18 protein-coding genes are annotated in these 23528 nt (G+C 61.3%); 14 read left to right on the top strand and 4 right to left on the bottom strand.

Going from position 1 to position 23528, the window contains the following annotated elements; translation table 11 throughout:
* Window positions 1–54: 54 nt before the first annotated feature.
* Both AB6O04_RS08175 and AB6O04_RS08170 read right to left on the bottom strand, forming a co-directional pair.
* On the bottom strand, window positions 55–3078 hold the full coding sequence (locus tag AB6O04_RS08175) for a TonB-dependent receptor (RefSeq protein WP_368563353.1): 3024 nt from the start codon (window positions 3076–3078) through the stop codon (window positions 55–57).
* A gap of 42 nt (window positions 3079–3120) precedes the next feature.
* Entirely contained in the window at window positions 3121–4515 is a 1395-nt protein-coding gene (locus AB6O04_RS08170) for a transglutaminase-like domain-containing protein (protein ID WP_368563352.1), read from the bottom strand.
* Between the two features lie 320 nt (window positions 4516–4835).
* On the opposite strand from AB6O04_RS08170, the gene AB6O04_RS08165 reads away from it, so the two are divergent.
* Window positions 4836–6356: an SH3 domain-containing protein gene (locus AB6O04_RS08165; protein ID WP_368563351.1), complete on the top strand. Its 1521-nt coding sequence runs from the start codon at window positions 4836–4838 to the stop codon at window positions 6354–6356.
* Here the strand turns inward: AB6O04_RS08165 and AB6O04_RS08160 are convergent.
* Window positions 6353–6577 carry a hypothetical protein gene (locus tag AB6O04_RS08160; RefSeq protein ID WP_368563350.1) on the bottom strand — a complete coding sequence of 75 codons (225 nt, stop codon included), beginning with the start codon at window positions 6575–6577 and terminating at the stop codon, window positions 6353–6355. The genes AB6O04_RS08165 and AB6O04_RS08160 overlap by 4 nt on opposite strands.
* Window positions 6578–6597: 20 nt before the next feature.
* Between AB6O04_RS08160 and AB6O04_RS08155 the strand changes: the two genes are divergently transcribed.
* The 5 genes from AB6O04_RS08155 to AB6O04_RS08135 all read left to right on the top strand — a co-directional run bounded on the left by AB6O04_RS08155 (window position 6598) and on the right by AB6O04_RS08135 (window position 11256).
* On the top strand, window positions 6598–7695 hold the full coding sequence (locus AB6O04_RS08155) for a dipeptide epimerase (RefSeq protein ID WP_368563349.1): 1098 nt from the start codon (window positions 6598–6600) through the stop codon (window positions 7693–7695).
* 53 nt (window positions 7696–7748) lie between these two features.
* Window positions 7749–8597, top strand: a complete 849-nt coding sequence (locus AB6O04_RS08150) for a MurR/RpiR family transcriptional regulator (protein WP_368563348.1) — start codon at window positions 7749–7751, stop codon at window positions 8595–8597.
* Between the two features lie 126 nt (window positions 8598–8723).
* Entirely contained in the window at window positions 8724–9464 is a 741-nt protein-coding gene (locus AB6O04_RS08145; protein WP_368563427.1) for a L,D-transpeptidase, read from the top strand.
* Window positions 9461–10768 carry an APC family permease gene (locus AB6O04_RS08140; protein ID WP_368563347.1) on the top strand — a complete coding sequence of 436 codons (1308 nt, stop codon included), beginning with the start codon at window positions 9461–9463 and terminating at the stop codon, window positions 10766–10768. Before AB6O04_RS08145 ends, AB6O04_RS08140 begins: the two co-directional genes overlap by 4 nt.
* A 56-nt stretch (window positions 10769–10824) precedes the next feature.
* Window positions 10825–11256 (top strand): hypothetical protein, encoded by a 432-nt coding sequence (locus AB6O04_RS08135; protein ID WP_368563346.1) that lies wholly within the window; start codon window positions 10825–10827, stop codon window positions 11254–11256.
* A gap of 305 nt (window positions 11257–11561) precedes the next feature.
* Here AB6O04_RS08135 and AB6O04_RS08130 read toward each other — a convergent pair whose 3' ends face one another.
* Complete coding sequence (locus AB6O04_RS08130) at window positions 11562–11888, bottom strand: F-BAR domain-containing protein (protein WP_368563345.1); 327 nt, start codon at window positions 11886–11888, stop codon at window positions 11562–11564.
* 305 nt (window positions 11889–12193) lie between these two features.
* Between AB6O04_RS08130 and rnk the strand changes: the two genes are divergently transcribed.
* The 8 genes from rnk to AB6O04_RS08090 all read left to right on the top strand — a co-directional run bounded on the left by rnk (window position 12194) and on the right by AB6O04_RS08090 (window position 23457).
* On the top strand, window positions 12194–12625 hold the full coding sequence (gene rnk, locus AB6O04_RS08125; protein WP_368563344.1) for a nucleoside diphosphate kinase regulator: 432 nt from the start codon (window positions 12194–12196) through the stop codon (window positions 12623–12625).
* 471 nt (window positions 12626–13096) lie between these two features.
* A complete protein-coding gene (gene paoA / locus AB6O04_RS08120) occupies window positions 13097–13789 on the top strand; it encodes an aldehyde dehydrogenase iron-sulfur subunit PaoA (protein WP_368563343.1) in 693 nt (230 codons plus the stop codon).
* Window positions 13786–14736: a xanthine dehydrogenase family protein subunit M gene (locus AB6O04_RS08115; RefSeq protein WP_368563342.1), complete on the top strand. Its 951-nt coding sequence runs from the start codon at window positions 13786–13788 to the stop codon at window positions 14734–14736. Before paoA ends, AB6O04_RS08115 begins: the two co-directional genes overlap by 4 nt.
* Window positions 14737–14740: 4 nt before the next feature.
* Window positions 14741–16954 (top strand): aldehyde oxidoreductase molybdenum-binding subunit PaoC, encoded by a 2214-nt coding sequence (gene paoC, locus AB6O04_RS08110; protein WP_368563341.1) that lies wholly within the window; start codon window positions 14741–14743, stop codon window positions 16952–16954.
* A gap of 313 nt (window positions 16955–17267) precedes the next feature.
* Window positions 17268–19904: a TonB-dependent receptor gene (locus AB6O04_RS08105; RefSeq protein ID WP_368563340.1), complete on the top strand. Its 2637-nt coding sequence runs from the start codon at window positions 17268–17270 to the stop codon at window positions 19902–19904.
* A 51-nt stretch (window positions 19905–19955) separates the two neighbouring features.
* Window positions 19956–21572 carry an alkaline phosphatase gene (locus tag AB6O04_RS08100; protein ID WP_368563339.1) on the top strand — a complete coding sequence of 539 codons (1617 nt, stop codon included), beginning with the start codon at window positions 19956–19958 and terminating at the stop codon, window positions 21570–21572.
* Window positions 21573–21908: 336 nt separating this feature from the next.
* Window positions 21909–22505, top strand: coding sequence for an RNA polymerase sigma factor (locus AB6O04_RS08095; RefSeq protein ID WP_368563338.1), 597 nt, complete (start codon window positions 21909–21911; stop codon window positions 22503–22505).
* Window positions 22468–23457: a FecR domain-containing protein gene (locus tag AB6O04_RS08090; RefSeq protein ID WP_368563337.1), complete on the top strand. Its 990-nt coding sequence runs from the start codon at window positions 22468–22470 to the stop codon at window positions 23455–23457. Before AB6O04_RS08095 ends, AB6O04_RS08090 begins: the two co-directional genes overlap by 38 nt.
* The last annotated feature ends 71 nt before the right edge of the window (window positions 23458–23528 follow it).

Genomic DNA, 23528 nt, shown 5'->3' with positions numbered 1-23528 from the left:
GGCAGTCCGACAGATGTAAGGCGGCCCGAATGTTCGGACCGCCTCATTCTCTACCTAGAAAGTCAACGAAACCACCAACTGCGCGTACCGCGGCGACTGGAAACCATACCCCTGACCGAAGAACCCGTTGTACTCCGTGTGCTGCACTCCGTTTGCATCTGGATCCGTCAAGCCAACTGTAGGCTGCAAATCTTGGTCAACGCGTACTTCCCGCTGATGATTGAGCAGGTTGTACACGGCAAACTTGACCTTGAGGTCGGCTCTTCCAAATGACCGCAGATAAGTCACGCTGGCACCAAGATCGTAGGTCCAGGGCATGCGCCCATAACCGCCTCTCGGAGAATGCTCATAGACCTCCGGGCCGTCATCATCGCCGCAGTTCTGCACGCAGATGTAGTAGCTGTGATACTTCTTTTCATCGTAAGGATTACCCACACCGAATCCGGTGATCGGACCGCCGGATGCTGCATCGAGTGTAGCCCCCACTTGCCAGTGATCATTGAGAGCGTAGGTGCCCCGCAGTTTGATCTGGTGCTCTCGGTCATTAGCCAATGGACCGTAGCCATTAAGATTGACCCAGGGGTCATCAAAGTTCTCGGTGCGGCCGGTATCTGCGAAGTTAGTGTCCGAGTTAACCGGTCCTTCCGCATTACCCTCGCTCTTCGACCAGGTATAGGAGGCGTTGAGCGCCCATTTTCCGTCCCACGCCCGGTCCAGTTGGAGTTCCACTGCCTTGTAGGTGCGCTTGGGCTTTACCCAGCCACGTTGGCCCAGATAGTTGCCCTCGGTGTCGTACATCGCCCAGCCTTCCTTGGACGTATCCACGGTCACCCAGCCATCAGCGTCGCCGTTGCAGTCGGTATCGCCCCACACCGTTACATCTTTTCCGGGATTCGCCATCACCCAGCCAATGTAGCCATCTTCGCCACAAGCGCCGGTCGCGCTGATCTCCATATCATCAATGGCATCGTGCAGGCGGCGATAGATACCGCGCACGCCCCATGACCAAGTGTCGTTGATCATCGACTGGATACCCAGAATTGCCTCGTCCTGGTAAACCGGATCCATATCGCGATCCACTTCGGATCGCAGATCCCCCACCGTGCCGTCACCTTGCGATACGTCGACGGCTCCGATTTGCGGCCCCAACCTCGGATACAAATACTGATTCCCGTTCAGCTCCCGAACTTCCCAGCCGTCAAAGGCGTAGTAGGTTCTTTCATCCAGCAATCCACCCGCTTGCTTGATATTAATGACGTTCGCGACCGGCAGGAAGTAGCGACCGACGTTGCCGAAGATCTTCGTTGTTCCGTCACCCTTCATGTCCCAGGAGAAGCCGAAGCGTGGTGCCCACATATCGTCCATTTTGATATAGGTATTCCCCTCGCCGTCCTTGTTGTCAAACGCCTCGTTGCGCAACCCAAGGTTCAAAACAAGATTGTCGGTGATTGACCAGTTGTCTTCAATATACAGCGCAGAGTTCGTGCTTTCGAAGGTTCCGAATATTTCGTTACGACGCGCACGGACATAGCCGGAGTAGCCGGGCGGAACCACGCCACCAGGAGGGTTGGGAATAGAACTTCCTGCCGCACCGGAATAGATGTTGTAGAAGAGCGCGCCTGGACCTGCGTAATACTGGGAGTGATCAGAGGTATTCACTTCATGATCGACGCCGAAACGTAATAGGTGATCACCAATATTCCATTCGAAGTCGGCACGCATCTGCTCGCGGACATCAGTACGCTCGAATACGGTCGAGTTGGAACTGCATCCCAACGATATGCCTGGCGGTCTTGGCACCGCACTCTGGGCGACAACGCGATTGCACTGCAGATCGAGCAGCGAACGATTGAACGCCTCGCGTTCGTTCTCGCCATACATCAACTTCATCGACAGGTTGTCGGTAAAGTTCGAGGTCCACGTCAGCGCCCAGTTTTCGCCACCGGTATCGCTATACACCTCGTTCCGCTTGTTCCCGATCTCGGAGTTGTCGTAGTCGTACGCGTAAACGTCGCCTAGCGTCTCGTTCTTGTTAGAGAACGCCATCAGGCTCAGGATGTTGTTGTCAGTGACATACCAATCCAACGTGCCGCCCCAGAAGCCGTTGTCGGACTGATTTTTGGTGAGCTGCGCGCCCGCGTCATCGGTGTTCCACGGCTGGTAATCGCGGGTTTCATACATCGCAAAGAAGAACAGTCGGTCCTTGATGATCGCACCTGAGGCCCAGAGATCCAGCTTCGATAGCGAATAGTTGTCGCGGCCTCTCGCCAGGTAGCGCTCGCCATTGAAGTACGCGTCATCGGCGCTGCTTTGCCATGCCCGTGGTTGAAAATCCAACTCGGCGCCGTATCTGAACTCATTGCCGCCTGTGCGGGCTAACGCGTTGACGACACCGCCTGTCGTGCGACCGAACTCCACAGAATAGCCGCCTGTTTTGACCTGGAACTCCTTGTAGAACGCGAACGGAGCCTCACTGAAACCGTTTCGATTGTAGAAGTCGGTGACATTCAGTCCATTGATGTAGAAAGAGTTCTCGGCCACTGACGCGCCGCCAAACGAAATTCCTCCGAATGAAGCATCGCCCTTGGTGACGCCCGGCGCCATCAGCGCGACTGATGTCAGATTGCGATCAATTGGAATGCGAGCGAGTTCCTCGGCAGTAATATTCATCGCCGACTCGGTAGAAGTGACGTCCACCGCGTTTAATACGCGCGCCCCGACCACCTGCACCGCTGCCATATCCACTGCGCCATCGCCACTCAGGTTTACGGTAGTGGCGTTGCCCAGCGACACCGTAACCCGTACCGGCTGCCCGACTGGCTGCCCGCCGCGATTCGCCTGCAGCGTATAGCTGCCAACTGGCAATTGAGCCATGCGGTAGTTGCCGTTGTTGTCCGCGGTGACGGTACGGGTCAGGCCCGTGTCGGTATTGGTGATGGTGATCTGATCGCCCGCGCCCGTGCGTCCCACCACGGAACCCGTAACGTTCTGTGCCGACGCCGTCATCGGCACCAGCGATGCGATGCATGTGCCCAGCGCAATACTGAGCGCCGCCTTACGTAAAACTTTACCGTTCATCCCCGCTCTCTCCTGCTAAGGTTTTGGTTGAGTCCCGCCCGTCTACCGGTTGCTGCTCTTCGATGGCAGCATCGTCCATTCGAACTTGTAGTCCCATTGATCGAAGTAGAGATTGCCGCCGCTCCACTCCGCTTCGCCGCGCTGCGAATCCACGGTTTCCGACCGGAAGTGTTGCTTGGCCGGAACCAGTTCGCGTGAATAGTCGTCGTTGAACGCGATGCGATACGCGTCCAGCCCGCCCAGGTAAAACCACTGCAGCGCGGGGTCTTCGGATTTCAGTTGACCCGTGGTCACATCCATCGGCACCCAGCCGTAAGGCGCCAGGTATAGCCAACCCCAGTCGTGCATGTTGTCGTAGCCGACGGTTTCGTCGGAGTAAGTCCAACCGGATTGCCAGCGTGCGGGAATGCCGTTGAGTCGCAACAGCGCCATCAGCAACAAGGTTTGTTGCCCGCAGTCGGCGTGGCCGGCGTGCAGCGCGTAGTCACTGATGTTGGAAAGCGTCGAGTACTCGCGCGCACCTGCCCAGGGAATGCGATCCACGGCAGCAAACAACTTCTGCGCGATGAGATAGGGATTGGTTTCTTGGCCCACGACTTCTGCGGAAAACTTGCGCAGGGCATCAGTGAAGACGATATGCGGCGGACGCTCGGCGACGTATTCGGCCAGCGCCGGGGTGATTTCCGTGCGCGTTACTTTGCTCGGGTCGATATCGAAGTGGCGACCGGAGACGGTCAGCTCATAGGTAATGGAAAACTCGGTGGGTTGGCCAGCCTTGGCCGGCTTTTCCAGGTATACGGTGCGTTGCAGCGTGGATTCCGGCGCGATTTTCGGCTGCTCCGGTGTGCTGGCGATGAAACGAACATCTTCCTGCTGGCCTGGGATGGCGCGTGGGTAGGGAATCCAGGCGCGAACGGTTTCGCCGACGGGCACTGCGTCGGCATCCACCGTCAGCGATTGGGTGACCTGCAACCGTCGCGGTGCGACGCTGGTGGCCTCTTGCGCCCGTGCCGCGGCCAGCACTTCGGCATGGTGCGGATGAAGTTGCTCGAACGGCCCCGTAGTGAACGGCCGTACCGGCGGTGCGCGGCGCGCGGCAGCCTGAGGACTCAACAGAAACAGATTGGAAACCGACCGCTTGAAGTAGCGCTTTTCGCCATCGATCTGCAGGCGTTCGATCAACCCTTGCGCATCCCAGGCTTGGAACTCTTCCGTTTTCAAATCCGGAATCTGCTCGCGCAGGCGTTGCAGCACATCGTTCTGCGTGAGGGTGAAATCGAGCCGGATGCGTCGTATTCGCTCGCGTTCGAACTCCAGCGTCCGGCGCTTGTCCACCGGCAGGCCGGGCTTGCCCAGGGCCAGTGCGATCTGGCGCTCGGCCTCGCCGAACTGGCCGTCATCCACCTGCGCGGTCACCTGCTCCAGATCGCTCGGCATCGGATCATTATTTGCATCGGCAGCGGCGAATGCCTGTCCGGCCAGGAGTAATATCGGTACCAGCAGGCAACGCCGCAGCGCAGGCCCCGCTCCCCAGCAGGTCCCGCGAAACGGTCTCGATGTCAGGTCCCTGCTGGCTTCCACGTCGCAACACCCCTAGCCGACTGGTCATGTTTGTGTAACACGGCCTGAACTTGTGGTCAATAATTTATTCTTGATTTTTTCGGCTTAAGAAGTAAATATTCCTGGCAACCGGCCGGCGGCTCTCTTCAGACTTGCCAGCTCGGTCGGTTTTTGCCGGCGGCGCGAGGGGAAAACACATGAGCGACACCATTCGGTCCTCCCGGGCCGTGGAATCCGGGAGCGGGCATCCCGCTGCCGCTACGTCAGCAGCCCGGCCTAACGCCCGCTATTGGCGCATCGCATCACGCCGACTGCGCCGATTTATTCCACTGGTGCTCCTGCTGGCGGCAGGCGCTCCCGCTCTAACCCAGCATGTACTCGCCAAGCCACCTACGGCGACCGTCGACAAGGCGCCCGCCGTCATCGGCGTGCGCGACATGCAGCTGAGTGCCGATTACTGGATCAAGCTCCAGGACAAACCGAACCGCGTCATCCTGGACGAGCAAGCGATCGCGGCGCAGAACGCTCGCCTGAAAAGCAGCGATCCTTCCGTGCACGATATCGAGGGCCTGCCGTCTGTCTTCACCGCATCGCAGGTACGCGACTGGGTCGAAAAGATTTCCACGACACCGAAGCGCACGTTGTTCGATGAAAGCGGCTCGGAAGTATCCACAAGCGCGCTGTCCGCCATCGTCGGCAACACCGCGTTGGATGCGATCGCTGCGCAGACCACGGCTCGTCACGGCCTGGTCGTGCACCGGGCCGATCTGCGCACCTTCCCTACCCGCATGCGCGTCTTCAGTACGAAGGGCGATACGGACATCGATCGCTTCCAGGAAAGCGCACTGTTTCCTGGTACACCGGTAGTGGTGATCCACGAAAGCCGTGATGGTGAATGGCTGTTCGTGATCAGCTCCCTATACGCCGCTTGGATCGAAAAGAAATACGTCGCTCTGGGCGAATCCGCCGCGGTCTTCGGCTACGGCCGCAAATCACCGTCGCTGATCGTCACCGGCGCCACCGCGCGTACGGTCTACACGCCCGAGCAACCCCAAGTGTCAGAGCTGCAACTGGACATGGGCGTGCGCGTGCCATTGCTGGCGGGTTGGCCGGCAAATCAAGCGGTAAACGGGCAGCACCCGTACACCTCGCATGTCATCGAACTTCCCATCCGGCGCGAAGACGGTTCACTCGCGCTGGTGCCGGCATTGCTACCCAGGACCGCCGATGTCGCCACCGAGTATTTATCGCTGACACCGGCCAATCTGCTGAAGCAGAGCTTCAAGTTCCTGGGCGAACGCTACGGTTGGGGCCATGCATACAACACGCGCGATTGCAGCGGTTTCGTATCGGAGGTCTATCGCAGTTTCGGCGTGCAACTGCCGCGCAACACGCGCGACCAGGGCGTCAGCCCGGCGCTCAATCGCATCGCCTTCTCTGAAAGCGACAGCCGCGAGAAGCGCCAAGCGGTGCTGAAGACATTGCAGGTTGGCGATCTGATCTACATCCCCGGACACGTGATGATGGTGATCGGCCAGGAGAACGGCGACACCTATCTGATCCACGACACCACCGGCATCACCTATCGCAGCCGCGACGGCGAGCTGGTGCGTGCGCCCTTGAACTCGGTGGCGGTGACGCCGTTGCAACCCTTGCTGGCCAACGGCGAACAGACCTTCGTCGACCGCATCTACAGCATCCAGAGAATTCGTCCCTAGAGGGTGTTATGGACTTTTGGATGAGATGCGTTGCCCGCCAGTGCCGTTGCAGCAAGACGCCCGGCGCCGTCCTTGGGTGGCGTCCAAGGCAAGCCGGGCAACGCGGCTGCGGCGGCGCTGGCGGACAACCCTTCGGGAAGGCCGCTGTTGCGGCGACATGCGGCGTTACTCGCTTCGCGTGGCACCGCAACAGTGGCCTTCGCACTCAACCAAAAGTTCATGACACCCTCCAAGGACCTCCATGAAGATTACCGACATCCAGTTGGGCATGCTGCGCGTGCCGCTGAAGACGCCGTTCAAGACCGCGCTGCGCACCGTCGATACCGTGGAGGACATCGTCGTCATCATGCATACCGACAGCGGCCATGTCGGCTATGGCGAAGCCCCGGCCACGGCGGTGATCACCGGCGACACTCACGGCTCGATCATCGAGGCGATCAGCAAGGTCATCCGCCCGCGCCTGATCGGCCAGGAAATCGCCAACCTCAATCACATCACCCAGCTGATCCAGACCTCGCTGGAACGCAACTTCAGCGCCAAGGCGGCGGTCGAGATCGCGGTGTACGACTTGTTCGGGCAGCTTTACGGTGCGCCGCTGTACAAGATCCTGGGCGGCGGCGACCCGGTCATCACCACCGACATCACCATCAGCGTGGATTACATCGACAAGATGGTGGCCGATTCGATTTCCGCCGTGGAGCGTGGTTTCGAATCGCTGAAGATCAAGGTCGGCAAGGACATCGGCCTGGATATCGAACGAGTGAAGGCGATCTATTCGGCGGTGGAAGGACGCGCGCTTCTGCGGCTGGACGCCAACCAGGGCTGGACCGCCAAGCAGGCGGTGTTCGCAATGAACAACCTGGAAGAAGCGGGCGTGGTGCTGGAACTGCTGGAACAGCCGGTGAAAGCGCAGGACATCGCGGGCCTGAAGTACGTCACCGACCGCGTGCACACGCCGGTGATGGCCGATGAAAGCGTGTTCGGCCCTACCGAAGTGATCGACCTCATCAAGATGCGCGCAGCCGACATCATCAACATCAAGCTGATGAAGACCGGCGGCATCTCCAACGCTATTCGCATTGCCGATATTGCGTCGCTGTACGGTGTGGAGTGCATGATCGGCTGCATGATCGAGACCAGCATCAGCGTGGCCGCCGCGGTGCATGTGGCGGTCGCCAAGTCCAATGTGATCACCAAGGTGGATTTGGACGGTCCGTCGCTATGCCGCTTCAATCCGGTCGAGGGCGGGGTGATCTTCAACGAATCGGAGATCTCCATTACCGATGCCCCGGGCCTGGGTATCCGCGAAATCCGCGGCCTGGAAGCGATCGCCAGCTGATGCTGGCCGGCCGCCGGTTGGTGAGATCAAGGTTTGTGAGATAAGGTCCCGACATGCCGCCCCTGGTGAAAATCCGATCCGAACGCGACCAGATGTCGGCCATCGAGCGCCGCATTGCCGACTTCATTCTGGAGAACGCGCACCTGCTGCGCGACTACTCATCGCAGCAACTGGCCGCCGCACTGGGCATCAGCCAATCCAGCGTGGTCAAGTTCAGCCAGAAGATCGGCTTCAAGGGCTACCCCGATCTCAAGTACTCGGTGGGTGCGGCAGTCGCACGCAATGGCGCTGCAGAAGAATCGGCGCCCGCGCCGGCGGCCGCCAAGGACGACTTCGAGCATCTGGCCGAAAGCCTGCGGCTCGGCAAGATCGCCGCGGAAGAAGAAACGCGGCTACTCAACTCACGCGCTTCGTTGGAGCAAGTCGCCGGCATGCTGGATGGCGCTGGCAAGGTTTTCGTGTGCGGCCTGGGTGAAGACGGTTTGTATGCGCGCGAGTTCGCGCTGCGGCTTTCCCTGCTGGGCATGATGACGGTGCACCATACCGACCCTGTCCTGATGATGGCCACTCTGTCAGCGGTCAGCAGCAGCGACACGCTGCTGGTATTTTCCGAGCACGGCACATTGCCGGCACTGTCGCAGATCAGCCGCCAGTTCCAGCACTGCCACGGCAAAGTCGTCTCGATCACCCGCCATACCGCCAATCCGCTGCGGGCACATGCGGATGCGGCGCTGGTGATCTCGGCGCACGATTCAGTCCCCTACCGCGAACAGATCCTCTACCGATCAGCGCTGCAGCATCTGCTGGACTTGGTATACGTGCTGCTTTGCCAGACCAATCACGGCAGGCGCCAGCAGCTGGATATCAACCTGGAACGCATGCAGCACATGATTCACTCCTAATCGATCCGCAGGACCTTGTCCGAAGAGAGGAATGCTTTGTCGCGCTATCACCTGCTCCATCCGGCTTTCCTCCGCAGGGCGGCTTCTCTGTCCAGGCGCTTCCAGTTCTTCGTTGTCGCTGTGTCGTTGCTCACCGCAAGCGCCGCTGCTTCCGCTTCCGCAGCCGGGCCCGTACCTAACGCATCCCGGCAGTTGGTTGTGGTCACCGTGCCGACCTGGGACAGCGCCGAAGGTCTGCTAAGAAGGTTCCAGCGCGACAGCGCGGATGGCCAATGGGTGGCAGTCGATGCTCCGACCGCCGTCACCATTGGACGTGCGGGCGCGGCCTGGGGCCGTGGCCTGCATCCGGCGCAGCCATCCGGACCACAGAAGAAAGAGGGCGACGGGCGTGCACCCGCTGGCGTGTTCGCGATTGGCGAAGCATTTGGTTATGGCGAACGTGTCGCGACTGGCCTGACCTACTCCCCGATGCAAGCGACGCAGTACTGCATCGACGTGGCGGATTCTCCGCTGTACAACCGGATCGTCGATACGCGTGCGGTGGGCGAAGCCGCCATTGAAGGCTCCACCGAGCCGATGCGGCGCGATGTGCACGTAAATGGCGACGCGCGCTACAAGCTCGGTTTCGTCATCCAGCACAACCCCGACAATGTTGCCGCCGGCGGTAGCTGCATCTTCGCGCATCTTTGGAAAGCACCCGGCGAAGCCACCGCCGGCTGCACCGCCATGGCCGAGCCGGCCATGCGTGGACTGTTGTCCTGGTTGCAGGAGGACCAGTGGCCGGTATTCGTGCTGCTGCCGGACGCGGAGTACGCACGTTGGCAGGCGGCATGGCAGCTTCCCCCACTTGAAGAGGCGCAGCCATGAGCGACCAAACCGCTTCCGCCGCGACTTCTTCCACGCAGCCGGAGCTTGTCCGCGTCGTCAGCCGCTGGCAGATCGTCGGCTTGGCCATTAACGATGTGATCGGCAGCGGTATCTACTTGCTGCCCGCCGCGACCGCCGTGCTGCTGGGACCCGCCAGCTTGTGGGCGGTGCTGCTGGCGGGACTGGCGGTGGCATTGCTGGTGCTGTGCTATGCGCAGGCGGCGAGCTACTTCGATGAACCCGGCGGCAGCTATCTGTACGCACGCGAAGCCTTCGGACCGTTCGTGGGTTTCGAGATCGGCTGGATGGTCTGGTTGACCCGCATCGCCTCGGCAGCGGCATTGAGCAACGGCCTGGCCGATGCGGTGGCGCGCTTCTGGCCGGCTGCGGCCGATGGCATCGGACGCAACGCCGTGATCGTCGGTTCACTGGGCGTGCTGACGTTGATCAACGTCATCGGCGTCAAGTCCGCCGCGCGTACCGGCGTGGCACTGGTCATCGGCAAGCTGCTGCCGTTGCTGTTGTTCATCGGCATCGGCGTGTTCTACATCGATTGGTCGTTCGCGCTTTCCGGAGAACCGCCACCGCTGCGCAACCTGGGCGAGGCGGCGTTGCTGTTGATGTTCGCTTACGCGGGCTTCGAGAATATTCCGGCCGCCGCGGGCGAGTTCAAGAATCCGCGCCGCGATGTGCCGTTCGCACTGTTGACCATGATTGCGACGGTCACGCTAATCTATGCCGCGGTGCAACTGGTGGCGCAGGGCACGCTGCCGGGGCTGGCGCAATCGGCCACGCCATTGGCGGATGCGGCTTCGCGCTTCAGTGGCGAAACCCTGGCACTGATCCTGACGGTGGGCGCGACCATTTCGATCCTGGGCACCAACAGCAACACCATGCTGTTCGGTCCACGAGTGCTGTACGCATTGGCGCAGGATGGTTTCGGCCCGCGGCTTCTGGCCAGCATCCATCCACGCTTCCGCACGCCGGCGGCGGCCATCATCACGCAGGGTACGTTGGCGCTGCTCCTGGCGCTGTCGGGTTCGTTCGTGCAGTTGGCGATGTTGTCGGTGGTGGCGCGGTTGTGCGCCTACATCGGCACGACGTTGTCGGTGCTGGTGTTGCAGAAGCGGCATGGCCGCCGCGAAGGCGCGCTGCAACTTCCGGGTGGACCGTTGATTCCGGTGTGCGCGTTGCTGCTGTCGTTGGGTTTGTTGGCCAGCGCTACGATCAATAACTTGATTGCTGGTGCGGCGGCGTTGGTGTTGGGGGCGGTTATCTATCTCTTTCAGCGCAAGCCTGCTTGAGGTTTCTGCGGATTCTCTAGCTCGTTGGCGCTGGCGCGAACAGATCATCGGAGTTGATGATCTACGCGCTTGCAGCGGGCGTCACTTTGACCAGCCATTCGGCTGTTGAAAAGCGCTTCTTGTGTGGCCAAGAGGTGCTCTTCAACAGCCGAATGGCTGGTCAAAGTAACCAAAAGAAGGCCATCCCTGGCAGCGCGCCCCTTCGGGGTGCGTGTCGCCGGTGGGAATTTTCGGAAGGCACATCCATGTACCTGCCGAAAAAGCCGCGCTTCCTGCGCGGCGCCCCAAGGGGTTGTACCCACCGGCGCCACCGCGCCTTAAAGGTGACCCAAAAAGGCAAGGGCAACAGCGAGAGCAAGAGCGAAAGGCAAGGCATCTGCATTTTTCCTTTGCTCATGGAGTTGCTTTGGCTTTGGCTTTGGCTGTGGCTGTGGCTGTGGCTTTTGATCTTCGGGGCCCCGTTTAGGCGCGGCAAGCGGGACGGGTAAAACCCTGCAGGGGCGACGCACAGGATGTGCGTCGTTTTCGGCAGGCACATGGATGTGCCTTCCGAAAATTCCCGGCCCGATTGCGGACCCCGAAGGGGCGCGCCGCCTGGGGCGTGTTTCTTTGCCTACTTTCTTTGCACGAGCAAAGAAAGTAGGGCCCCGCGGCAGGCGCGTAGATCATCCGTTTCGATGGAACATCCGCGCTAGCGCTAATAGCAAACGGCTACTAGCTAGTAGTAACCCAGCGGCTGGCAGCGGTGCCGAACGAACTCAAATATCAAGAAAACCATGAGCGACCCAACACCCTAATCGTCCCACTCCCGCTCCATCTCCCGCAACGCCTTCGCATACTCGCGATCGTGCTCGGCGCGATCTTTCAACCACTCGCGATAATCCTCGGCTTCTGCCTTGTCGCGTTCCCGCCAATACTCTTCCTCGGCCTTCGCGCTCTCACGCGCGTACTCCGCGTCGCGCTTCCTGGCTTCTCGTTCCCATTCATCCTGGCGCTTCGCATCCTCCCGCGCCCATTCGGCAAACTTCTTTTCGCGCTCGTACGGATCGTCTGCGAACGCGGGAGAAACCCACGACAACGACATGAGCAGCGTTATGGCGACTAGGGGAATTAGCTTCATGGCGATAATCCGGCCGGACTTTGAGCAGATAATCCGTCTGTTCGGCTGAATGACGCCTTGGCGTGAACTCCCATCGCGGCTATCGCCCGCCGCCCTGCCTGACGTTCACTGACGCTCGCGCTTCTACGCGGCGTGAATTTTTTGTGAGCAAATCAAACTTGCCGGTTACTCCGGCTTGTGAAAAGCGATAGCCACCCCGCTTGAACCCATTGCACACACCGGCTACGGTAGACATACCAACCTGACGGGCGACGTGGCAACGCGTCGCCCTTTTCCATGTTTCCACCGCAAAAAAAAGAGACCTCATGAACACTCAACATACCAGCGGCCTACCTCCTTCACTGATCGTGTCCAGCCGTGACTTCGATCGCCTGGAGGCTTTGTTGGAGTCGCCCGCGCTGCGCCAGCAACCCGCCGCCATCGCGTTGATGGACGAACTCAGCCGCGCCGAGGTTCGGCCGCCGGAACGGGTTCCGGACGACGTCATCACCATGCATTCCACCGTCGATTTCATCGATGAGGTGACCGGCGAGCATCATCACCTCACGTTGGTCTATCCCAACGAGGCGGATGTGGAAAAAGGCTATGTCTCGGTGCTCGCTCCCGTAGGTAGCGCCCTGCTGGGTTTGTCGCTTGGCCAGACCATTCATTGGGACGCGCCCGGCAGCCGTCACCTGCAGCTTCGTGTCACCGGGATTCGTTATCAGCCGGAAGCGGGTGGAGAGCTCCCGCGCTGACCGCGCTGATTATGGGGATCGCGGGAGTCCTGCGTTGCGATGCAGGTCTTTCGCGCACATCGCCAGGCGCGGTCTGACCTTCCTCTGCCCTTGTAGGAGCGGCGTCCCGCCGCGAGCTCTTCCATCAGAACTCCCGCGCCATGGGTCGCCTCCTATTGCCCTGCAAACAAGACGTCATGTCTGAGCGTTAACGTAAGGCGCTAGTACGCTGACTTCGGCACCCCGTAGTTCGCTTCCAATTTGACGCTGTCTTTACGATTCAGCCCGGCAGCAGGCGTCTCGGCCAGAGATGCCTCGCGTCGACACCACCCTACGCCAGGCCATGTAGGGTGCCCCGGAAGCGATCAGAAGCGATTCAGGGCTTTCTCGCTCGCGATTCGTGAATTCCATACATAACCTCTTGCGATCTACCGACTAATCTTTGCACTGAGAACGAAGTAGCACCGACCGCACTTGCGGTTCTTGACCGCGATGCCGATCCAGCCAGCCGGGGCGACCCGCCAGCCGAGGAGAGCCATAGACGTGGACAGCAACAGCAACTTCACCATCACGCGACGTGAACTACTTAAAGCGAGCGCCGCGTCAGCGGCAGCGCTGGCAGCACCTTCCGCCGCGCTGGCGCAAGGGGCGGACAGCGCTCCGCAAGCACCGATCATCTCAAAGGTCTCTTTCGAGGTGAACGGAAAAGCCGAAACCCTCGAACTGGATACCCGCACCACGCTGCTCGACGCGCTGCGGGAACATCTGCACCTCACCGGCACCAAGAAGGGCTGCGATCACGGCCAGTGCGGCGCCTGCACGGTGATGGTCGATGGGCGGAGGATCAACGCGTGCCTCACCCTGGCAGTCATGCACGAAGGCGCGCGCGTCACCACCATCGAGGGCCTGGGTACTCCCGACAAGCTGCACCCGATGCAGGCCGCCTTCATCAAACACGACGGCTATCAATGCGGCTATTGCACGCCGGGGCAGATCTGCTCTGCGGTGGCGGTGCTGGACGAAATCAAAGAAGGCATTCCCAGCCTGGCCAGCACTGAGCTCACTACCAAGCCCAAGATCACCGAAGATGAAATCCGCGAACGCATGAGCGGCAATATCTGCCGCTGCGGCGCCTACTCCAACATCATCGAGGCGATCACCGAAGTAGCCGGGAGGACCGCATGAAGGCCTTTACCTACGAGCGGGCGCGTTCGCCGGCTGAAGCCTCCGCGGCAGCGGCGCGCATGCCTGGCGCCAAGTTCATTGCCGGCGGCACCAACCTGCTGGATCTGATGAAGCTTGAAGTCGAAACGCCCCGCCACCTCATCGATGTGAATGGCCTGGCGCTCGACAAGATCGAAGCCGCTCCCGAAGGCGGGCTGCGAATCGGCGCGCTGGTGCGCAACACCGATCTGGCCGCCGACGAGCGGGTACGCCGTGACTATGGACTCGTGTCGCGAGCGTTGGTCGCCGGAGCCTCTGGACAGTTGCGCAACAAGGCGACTACCGCAGGCAACCTGCTCCAACGCACACGCTGTCCCTATTTCTACGATACGAATCAACCTTGCAACAAGCGGCTACCGGGTAGCGGGTGCGGCGCGATGGGCGGCTTCAGCCGCCAGCATGCGGTAGTCGGTGCCAGCGATGCCTGTATCGCCACTCACCCCAGCGACATGGCCGTTGCCATGCGTGCCTTGGACGCTGTCGTCGACACCGTGCGGCCGGATGGCTCTACACGGAACATCCCCATTGCCGATTTCTACCGTTTGCCTGGCAACACGCCGCACCTGGAGAACGTGCTGGACAAGGGCGAGTTGATCACCACGGTCACGCTACCCAAACCGGTAGGCGGTACGCAGATCTACCGCAAGGTCCGCGACCGCGCCTCTTATGCGTTCGCGTTGGTATCGATAGGCGCGGTGATCCAGCGCGACGGAACCGGGCGCGTGGCCGTGGGCGGCGTCGCGCATAAACCATGGCGGGTGGAAGAAGCGGAAGCGGAGCTGCCGCGTGGCGCGAAAGCAGTGACGGATCGCCTGTTCGCCGATGCCACGCCATCGCCGCAGAACGAGTTCAAGCTGCTGCTCGCACAGCGCACGCTTAGCGCGGTTCTGCTTGAGGCAAAGGGGTGATGCCATGAAATTCGATACGCCTGCCACCAAGAACCCGATCGACCAGCTGAAGATCATCGGCAAGCCGACGGATCGCATCGACGGTCCGCTCAAGACCACGGGCATCGCTGCGTATGCGTATGAGCAACGCGATGCCATTTCCAATCCCGCCTATGGCTATGTCGTGGGTTCCGGTATCGCAAAGGGCCGCATCGCTTCGATGGAACTGGACGCGGCCAAGCGCGCGCCGGGCGTGCTCGCCATCGTCACCGCGGCGAACGCCGGTCCGCTCGGCAAAGGCAACTTCAATGTTGCGACGCTGCTGGGCGGTCCGGACGTCGAGCACTATCACCAGGCCATCGCCCTGGTCGTTGCGGAGACGTTTGAGCAGGCGCGCGCCGCCGCATCGTTGATCCGGGTGAACTACGAGCGTGGCCGCGGTGCCTTCGATCTGGCGAAATCCAAGGATTCTGCTGGCGTCGCCACCGATCCCAATTCGAAGGATTATCAGGCCGATACTGCCGTGGGCGATTTCTCGGGTGCGTTCGCTGCCGCGCCGGTCCAACTGGATGCCACCTATCACACGCCCGACCAGTCGCACGCCATGATGGAGCCGCACGCGTCCATCGCCGCCTGGGAAGGCGAGAGGCTGACGTTGTGGACGTCCAACCAGATGATCAATTGGGGCCGCGGCGATGTGGCCAAGACACTCGGCATTTCTACGGAAAACGTCCGCTTGATTTCGCCATACATTGGCGGCGGCTTCGGCGGAAAATTGTTCGTACGTTGCGACGCGCTACTGGCGGCGCTGGGTGCACGCGCCGCCAAGCGGCCGGTGAAGGTCGCGTTGCCTCGGCCGCTGATGGCGAACAACACTACGCACCGTCCCGCGACCATCCAGCGCATCCGCATCGGCGCGAATCGCGACGGCAAGATCACCGCCATGGGCCACGAGAGCTGGTCCGGCGACTTGCCCGGCGGCGGACCGGAGAATGCGATTCAACAAACCCGGTTGCTCTACGCGGGCGCGAACCGCATGACTGCCACGCGGCTGGCGGTGCTCGACCTGCCTGAAGGCAATGCGATGCGCGCACCGGGAGAAGCGCCCGGGCTGATGGCACTGGAAATCGCCATCGACGAAATGGCGGAGAAGCTCAACCTCGACCCCGTCGAGTTCCGCATCCTCAACGATACCCAGGTGGACCCTGAGCATCCCGAGAGGCCTTTTTCGCAGCGTCAACTCAACGAATGCCTGCGCAGCGGCGCCAAGCGCTTCGGCTGGAGCAAGCGCAATCGCGAGCCCGGGAAAGTTCGTGACGGGCGCTGGCTGATCGGCATGGGCGTGGCGGCGGGATTTCGCAACAACCTGGTGATGAAATCCGCGGCGCGCGTGCGGCTGGACCCACGCGGCATCGTCACGGTGGAGACCGATATGACCGACATCGGCACCGGCAGCTACACGATCATCGGGCAGACCGCGGCCGAGATGATGGGCGTGCCTTTGGACCGCGTGGTGGTACGCCTTGGCGATTCGGATTTTCCCGTCTCTGCTGGTTCGGGTGGTCAATGGGGCGCGAATAGTTCCACCGCGGGTGTCTACGCGGCCTGCATGAAACTTCGACAGGCGATTGCACAGAAGGTTGGCTTCAACGCGGAGGACGCTACGTTCGCCGATGGTCGGGTATCGGCCAGCGGTCGCAGCGTGCCGCTTGCCCAGGCGGCGGAGACCGGCGAAATCATGGCGGAAGACGTCATGGAATACGGCGATCTGACCAAGAAATTCCAGCAATCCACGTTCGCCGCGCATTTCGCCGAGGTCGGCGTTGATATAGCGACCGGCGAATCGCGAATTCGTCGCATGCTGGCGGTTTGCGCGGCGGGTCGCATCCTCAACCCGAAAGCGGCGCGCAGCCAGGTGATCGGCGCGATGACCATGGGCATCGGTGCGGCGTTGTCGGAAGAACTTGCCGTCGACAAGCGCCTGGGCTTCTTCGTCAATCACGACCTGGCCGGTTACGAAGTCCCTGTGCACGCGGACGTCCCGCATCAGGAAGTGATCTTCCTGGATGAGGCGGATGCTGTTTCTTCGCCGATGAAGGCAAAGGGCGTAGGCGAGCTGGGTCTCTGTGGCGTCAGCGCCGCGATTGCCAATGCGATCTACAACGCCACCGGCGTGCGAGTTCGCGAATATCCGATCACGCTGGATAAGTTGTTGGCGAAGTTGCCTGTGATGGTTTGATATGGAAGGCAAGAGCTCGCGCCGGGGACGGCGCTCCGCGCCCCGATAACCACTCGGGATGCGCGATCGATAACGCGCCGCAGCGCGTCCAGATGGCGAACAGCCAAGCTCCATCGCGATCTGAAAGGAGCGCTCGCGGCCAGAGGCCGCTCCTACAATGACACAGCGCGTCGCCGCTACATGTACACGCCATCAGCTTCGTCTTTCAAATACAAAATGTCGCATTACTGAAAAGAGGATGAAACACATCACCCGCTAGCATGTTTGTTCGCCACCGCCGGGTGGCTTTTCTTTATCTGCTGACGGGATTTTGATGAATCGCATTACGTGCAACAGGAACCGGCTGTTTGCCTTCATCTCTGGAATTTTGGCACTCACCTCAGCGAGCCAAGCCATCGCGAACGAAGAGGTCGCCAGTGCGGACGCTTCGGTCAACACACTCGACGCGGTTCGGGCGGTGGCGGACTACGGCTACCAGCCGGTCGATGTGAAGAAAGACGCCGCCACTATTGTCGATTCGGTCACGTACAGCGATATCGAAGCGCCGACCGGCGATAACTCCATTGCTTCAATGCTCATCCAGGTTCCGGGCGTCAGCTACGAAGGCGACGGCGATGAGCCGCGCTACATCACTGTTCGCGGCATTTCCTCGGACTTGAACGTCACCACGCTGGACGGGCTGACGCTGGCCACCACCGGGGAGAACGGAAGCGGCACGCGCCGGGTCAACCTGCAGTTGGTGCCGAGCGATATCTCCGAGCGCGTGGACGTGTTCAAAACCTTCACCGCCGAGCAGGACGCGGCCGCCATCGGTGGCGCCATCGATATCGTCACGCGCTCGGCGTTCACCATGTCCAGCCCGTATTTCCTGGTCGACGGGTATGGCATCTATTCCGACTTCAGCGGCCCGGAAGGCGAGAATGCCGGCGGAGCGACCAAGTCGCACTGGGGCAAAGGGCTGAAGACCGCCTTCGCCCAGCGCTTCGGTGCGGATGATCAGTTCGGCTTGGTATTCACCGGGCGCTACCAGGACCGTGTGCGCAACTCCAACAAGAACTGGCCCGACACGCGCACCTACTTCAACAGCGCCGGCGCACCGATTGCCAGCCCCGACCCGGCGCTTGGCTGGGATGGCAGGAACTCGCTTACCAAGTTCGCCTACGGCGACTACAGCAACGTGATCACCAACAAGGGAGCCTCGCTGAAGTTCGAATGGCGGCCGCGCGAGGACATTTCATCGTTCCTGATGGGCTATGCGTACAACCGGCGCGAGTCCTCCACGATGAACTCCACCGATCTGATCGGCAATCCGCGTGGCGTCACGGAGCGCACCCAGAATACCGGCACAGTCGAGGTGAACTACATCCAGTCGACACTGCGTTACAACCAATGGGACCGCACCGCCAGCGGCGCGATCTCCGGCCTGGACTGGCAGTTGTCAGACCTGTCGGAACTCTCTTTCCGTGCCGGCTACACCAAGGAAACCTACAGCGATCTGGAACCCTACGCGCAGGTGCGCACCACGCCGGACGATCAGTACTACACCTATCGGATGGATCAGCTGCCGCAGATGACGTCGTACCTTGGCAACACCTTCACCAACCGGTACTCGCTACGCGCGGCGCGCATGACCGACAACCACGCGCAGGAGAATGTGCTGGACGCGCGCGTGGACTACGCCTACAACGTCGCGCCGGGCGCAATGGGCTTCGGCCTGAAAACCGGACTCGAATGGCGCCGCCTGCGATTGGGCAAGGACATTGACAGCTTGCGCTACGCCATCGGCGGCGATGTCACTGGTTACATGTACGACCCGGACTACTCGCATTACGGCAGCAATGACCTGCGCGTGCCATGGCTCAACTACGATCGCTTCTGGAGCAACGGCGTGTCTGGTCTGGCCATCGACCAAGCCGCCACGCGCCACAACAGCAGGATCGGCGACTACTACTACGAGGAAGATGTCGCCAATGCGTATGTTTCTTTGCACTACGCGACTGACGCCACCCACTACATCGCAGGCTTGCGCTACGACGACACTTCCTTCGATGGCCGCACGCCGCTGACGGTCAACGGCGTACTCAGCGACCAGTACGCGCGACCAAGCGGGGAATACAAGAGCTGGCTGCCTTCGTTCAACGTTGTCCACGACTTCAACGACTACTGGAAGGCGCGCGCGGGTTTCAGCCGCACGATCGGCCGCCCAACGCCGGGCCATATCGCGCAAGCCGAAAGCGAAACCTGCGGCGAAGAAAGCACCGGTTGCACCATCACCCGTGGCAACCCCGATCTGAAGCCGCGCCGCGCCAAGAACTACGATATGGCACTGGAACGCTATTTCGACGGCAGCAACGCGTTGATCGCGTTGACGGCGTTCCGCAAGGAAATCGCCGACGACATCTTCACCCTCACCGTCGAGCAGGAAGAAGACGGCGTGGTGAACCGCATCAGGCAACCGATGAATGCCGATGAGTCGACGGTGCGGGGCCTGGAGTTGTCGCTGGTCAATCGTTCATTCGCCTTCCACCCCAACCTGGGTGCGTCGCTCAACGTCAGCCGGTTGGAAGGCGAGATGAACTACGTCACCGACACCGATCGCCGCACCATCGAGCGGATGCAGCACCAGCCCGACTGGATGGCGAACCTGACGCTGACCTACACCATCCCGCAAATCCGCGGCACGGCGCGGCTTTCTGCCAACTACCAGGACGACTATCTTGCTTCTATCGGTTCCAATCAGTGGAACGACAAATTTTTCCGCCATAAGACCACGGTGGACTTGTCGTTCTGGCATCAGGTCGGCGACCGCTGGACGCTGAAGTATGAGTTCGACAACGTATTCGATTCCAAGCCGCAATGGTTCTACGGCCGCGATGTGGACGGAACCATTTCGCAGGAGGACGAATACGGCCAGAGCTTCTACGTGCACGTCATCTATGCGCTCGACTGACCCTAACTCGCGCAACGCCGTCTTACGGCGTCGCGCCACACGGACAAGCACATGACCGATTCGCAACGTCGCCGCCTGCTTCAGGCACTGGGCATTGGTACCGCTGGCGTTGTGCTCGGAAGCGCACTCCTCGCACCGTCCGCATTTGCGCAGACCGCTCCGCGCAATCTACTTACCCGTCCGGTCTTCGACACCGATCCTTTCCAGCTGGGCGTGGCGTCGGGCGAACCCGAAGCCGATGGCTTCGTGATCTGGACGCGCCTGGCGCCGAAGCCGCTGGAGCAAGGCGGGGGCATGGTTATGCGTCCGATGCCGGTCACGTGGGAGCTTGCGGAAGACAACGGCTTCCGCAAGGTCATCAAGCAGGGCAGCACGCTGGCCCGCCCGGAGCTGGCGCATTCGGTGCACGTTGAGATCGAAGGTCTGCCGCCGGCGCGTCCCTACTGGTATCGCTTCACGGTCGGTGAGGCGATAAGCCCCGTCGGCCGCGGCGCGACCTTGCCACTGGCAAGCGCGCAGGTGGATCGCGTCCGCTTCGCCGTGGCCGGCTGCCAGCACTATGAAGAAGGCCACTACACCGCTTGGCGCCGCATCGCCGAGGAGCCACTTGATTTCGTGTTCCATTACGGCGACTACATCTACGAAGGCCCCGACACCGGACCGGGCGAGCGCAAGATGGGTGGCCGACCGTTCACCAACCTGCGTCGCCACGTCGGCGGCGAGATCTATTCGTTGGACGACTATCGCCGCCGTCACGCCCAATACCGCAGCGACCGCGACCTGCAAGCCGCCCACGCCTCCGCGCCGTGGTTCGTCAGCTTCGACGACCACGAGATCGACAATAACTGGGCCTCCGAGATCGACCAGGACGGTACCCCGCCGGAACTGTTCATGCTGCGTCGCGCCGTCGGCATGCAGGCCTACTACGAACATATGCCGCTACGCCTGCGCTCGATGCCGCACAACGGTCGCATGCAGATGCACCACCGCGCCGGCTGGGGCGACCTGCTGCAGGCGCACTTTCTCGATTCGCGCCAGTACCGCAGCGACCAGGTCAACGGTGACCGCGATGGCCCGCAGAACGCGGCGGCGGCCGACGCCGAGCGCAGCATGCTGGGCGCGCAACAGGAAGAATGGCTGTATGACGGTCTGCAACCGGATCATCACCGCTGGCATGTCCTCGCCCATCAGGTCGGCCTGGCCAACTTGGCGATGAAGCCTCGCGATGGCGGCGACGGCGTCATCCACTCAATGGATCAATGGTCCGGTTATCTGGCCAGTCGCCGCCGTCTTCTGGGCCATATCCAGCAGGCCGGGATGACCAACGTGGTCAGCGTCTGCGGCGATGCGCATCGCCACTACACCAGCGACCTGCTGCAGGACCACGAAGATTCTGGTGTGATCTGCAGCGAGTTCCTCGCCACATCCATTACTTCCGGAGCGGACGGCATGGGCGAGGACGATGATTTCACCCGCACAACCCGCAGTCTCAACCCACACCTGAAGGCAATGATCGACAAACGCGGTTATGTATTGTGCGACGTCACCCGCGACCAGTGGCACGCGGACCTGAAGATCCTGGACCGGGTGATGGTGCCGGATGAGAAGATCAAAACCCACGCCAGTTTTGTTATTGAGCGCGGGCAGCCGGGGTTGCAGGCAGCGTGACGTTCCCCGGATGAATTCCTTGTGGGAGCGACGTAAGTCGCGACCGGAAACATCAACGTCGCGACTTACGTCGCTCCCACAAGGAGTTTATCCGCGCTTCTACCCGGCTCTTGCCTCCTACATAGGGTCTAACGGAATTGAGGAGGATTTTTCCTGGCCTCATCCGCACGATCTTCCAAGTTCCCGGACCGCAGGTGGTGCAAGCGTAGCTTTAGGCGACTGCAACACACCTGTCATCCGAGCCGAATAGCATCTCCCGACATTTGCCGAGGTGGCGGATGGTGGGGAACCTGGGTGCCTGATCGAACAGAAGGTGAGGGCGACACGGATTGCGCCTTGGACGATGTCGAAAGGACGCGTTGGTTCATGCATCACATCCTGCCGCACGAGCCAGCACTCAGGGGCTGGTTGTCGCGCCGCGCGCCCACAGCGTTCGACATCGATGACATCGTGCAGGAAAGCTACGCGGTACTGGCCGAACGCGAGATCGTCAGCGACATTCTGAACCCGCGCGCCTACCTGTTCCAGGTCGCCCATTCTCTGGTGGTCCGCAACATCCGGCGGGCACGCATCGTGTCGATCCTCGCGGTTGAAGACCTCGGCCAGATGGACTTCGCCGATGACGCGGCCACCCCGGAGCAAAGTGCGATCGCCCATGACGACCTGCGCCAGCTGGCCAAGGTGATCGCCAGCATGCCGGGACAGACGCGCGAGGCCTTTGTTCTGCGTCGGGTCCGCGGATTGTCCCAGCGGGATATCGCTTCCCAGATGGGGATTTCTGAGAATACGGTCGAGAAACATATCGTCCGTGGCATCCGCTGGCTGGCAGATTGTTTCGCCAGTGGCGGAAACCCACCCGCTAAAACCTCTAGTCAGTTGGAGCGGGAAAAAAGGCGTGCCAGTGGAAGAACGCGAAACCAGCCGGGACATTGACCGGATCGCCGCGCAATGGGTGGCGAGGATGGATCGTGCGCCTCTGTCCGCCACCGAAGCCGGGGAATTGAAGCAGTGGCTGGCAGGTGATCCGCGGCGGCGCGGGGCGTTCATGCGCGCCAAAGCCGTATGGATGCGCAGTGAGTCCGCACGCGCATTGGGTCCGCAATACGATCCGGCGGACTTTCAATCCGTGCCCACCCTGCCCCAACCCCCTGCAAGGCCGCGCCGCCGCGTGATGGAATGGGGCGGCGCCCTGGCCGCTTCGCTGGTGCTGGTCGTGATGCTGGCGGCAACGTTGCAGATGCCGACCGCCTATGCCACAGCCAAGGGGGAAATGCGCATGGTGCCTCTGGGTGGCGGCACCATGGTGACGCTCAATACCAACACCCGCATCAAGGTGTACGACGAGGAAGGACAACGACGGATACGCCTCCTGCGAGGCGAAGTGCTGATCGAGGGTGCTGAAGCGGTGCCGACGCTGGTCGAAGTCGATGAGGCGCGTTTGAAGGCTTCATCAGCGACGTTTGTCGTGCGCAAGCTGGCGGGCCAGCCCACGCAGGTGCTGGTGCAGGATGGCCATGTCGTGCTGGCTGGCGTGACGCAACCCATCCGGATTCCTCTGGCAGCGAATACCGGATTGTCCTTGCCGGAAGGAAAGCAGAAGGCGTGGAAACCCGCATCGCTTTCGTCCGGACAAATGGGCCGCGAGTTGGCCTGGCGCGAAGGCAAGATCGCGCTTCAAGGCGAAACCCTGGCCGAAGCGGCGGCCATCTATGCGCGCTACAGCGATACGACCATCGTTATCGCAGACGCGGACCTGGCACGTATGCAGGTCACCGGGCTATTCGCCGCCAATAATCCGCTTGGCTTCAGTCGCGCCGTCGCGGAGGTATTCGGCGCCGAAGTGCGGCAGGAGAGCGGCCGGATCACCGTGACCCGCACGCACTGACGCCTCACATCCAAATCCCCACATTAATTTTTTTTGACAGGTAGCGGAAAGCGCATCCATCAGGACTCTTG

The sequence above is a fragment of the Pseudoxanthomonas sp. UTMC 1351 genome (genome assembly GCF_040948865.1).
Classification (GTDB): domain Bacteria; phylum Pseudomonadota; class Gammaproteobacteria; order Xanthomonadales; family Xanthomonadaceae; genus Pseudoxanthomonas_A.
Note: the sequence above shows the minus strand (reverse complement) of the source record. Positions and strands in the feature narration are given on the sequence as shown.

What these genes read in the sequence shown, in the direction of transcription:
- AB6O04_RS08150 (WP_368563348.1), top strand. Translation starts at nt 7,749, where the DNA reads ATGCCGCCCCTGGTGAAAATCCGATCCGAACGCGACCAGATGTCGGCC.
- AB6O04_RS08130 (WP_368563345.1), bottom strand. Translation starts at nt 11,888, where the DNA reads ATGAAGCTAATTCCCCTAGTCGCCATAACGCTGCTCATGTCGTTGTCG.
- paoA (WP_368563343.1), top strand. Translation starts at nt 13,097, where the DNA reads ATGCCGATCCAGCCAGCCGGGGCGACCCGCCAGCCGAGGAGAGCCATA.
- AB6O04_RS08140 (WP_368563347.1), top strand. Translation starts at nt 9,461, where the DNA reads ATGAGCGACCAAACCGCTTCCGCCGCGACTTCTTCCACGCAGCCGGAG.
- AB6O04_RS08160 (WP_368563350.1), bottom strand. Translation starts at nt 6,577, where the DNA reads ATGAACTTTTGGTTGAGTGCGAAGGCCACTGTTGCGGTGCCACGCGAA.
- AB6O04_RS08105 (WP_368563340.1), top strand. Translation starts at nt 17,268, where the DNA reads ATGAATCGCATTACGTGCAACAGGAACCGGCTGTTTGCCTTCATCTCT.
- AB6O04_RS08115 (WP_368563342.1), top strand. Translation starts at nt 13,786, where the DNA reads ATGAAGGCCTTTACCTACGAGCGGGCGCGTTCGCCGGCTGAAGCCTCC.
- rnk (WP_368563344.1), top strand. Translation starts at nt 12,194, where the DNA reads ATGAACACTCAACATACCAGCGGCCTACCTCCTTCACTGATCGTGTCC.
- AB6O04_RS08175 (WP_368563353.1), bottom strand. Translation starts at nt 3,078, where the DNA reads ATGAACGGTAAAGTTTTACGTAAGGCGGCGCTCAGTATTGCGCTGGGC.
- paoC (WP_368563341.1), top strand. Translation starts at nt 14,741, where the DNA reads ATGAAATTCGATACGCCTGCCACCAAGAACCCGATCGACCAGCTGAAG.
- AB6O04_RS08155 (WP_368563349.1), top strand. Translation starts at nt 6,598, where the DNA reads ATGAAGATTACCGACATCCAGTTGGGCATGCTGCGCGTGCCGCTGAAG.
- AB6O04_RS08165 (WP_368563351.1), top strand. Translation starts at nt 4,836, where the DNA reads ATGAGCGACACCATTCGGTCCTCCCGGGCCGTGGAATCCGGGAGCGGG.
- AB6O04_RS08170 (WP_368563352.1), bottom strand. Translation starts at nt 4,515, where the DNA reads ATGCCGAGCGATCTGGAGCAGGTGACCGCGCAGGTGGATGACGGCCAG.
- AB6O04_RS08100 (WP_368563339.1), top strand. Translation starts at nt 19,956, where the DNA reads ATGACCGATTCGCAACGTCGCCGCCTGCTTCAGGCACTGGGCATTGGT.
- AB6O04_RS08135 (WP_368563346.1), top strand. Translation starts at nt 10,825, where the DNA reads ATGATCTACGCGCTTGCAGCGGGCGTCACTTTGACCAGCCATTCGGCT.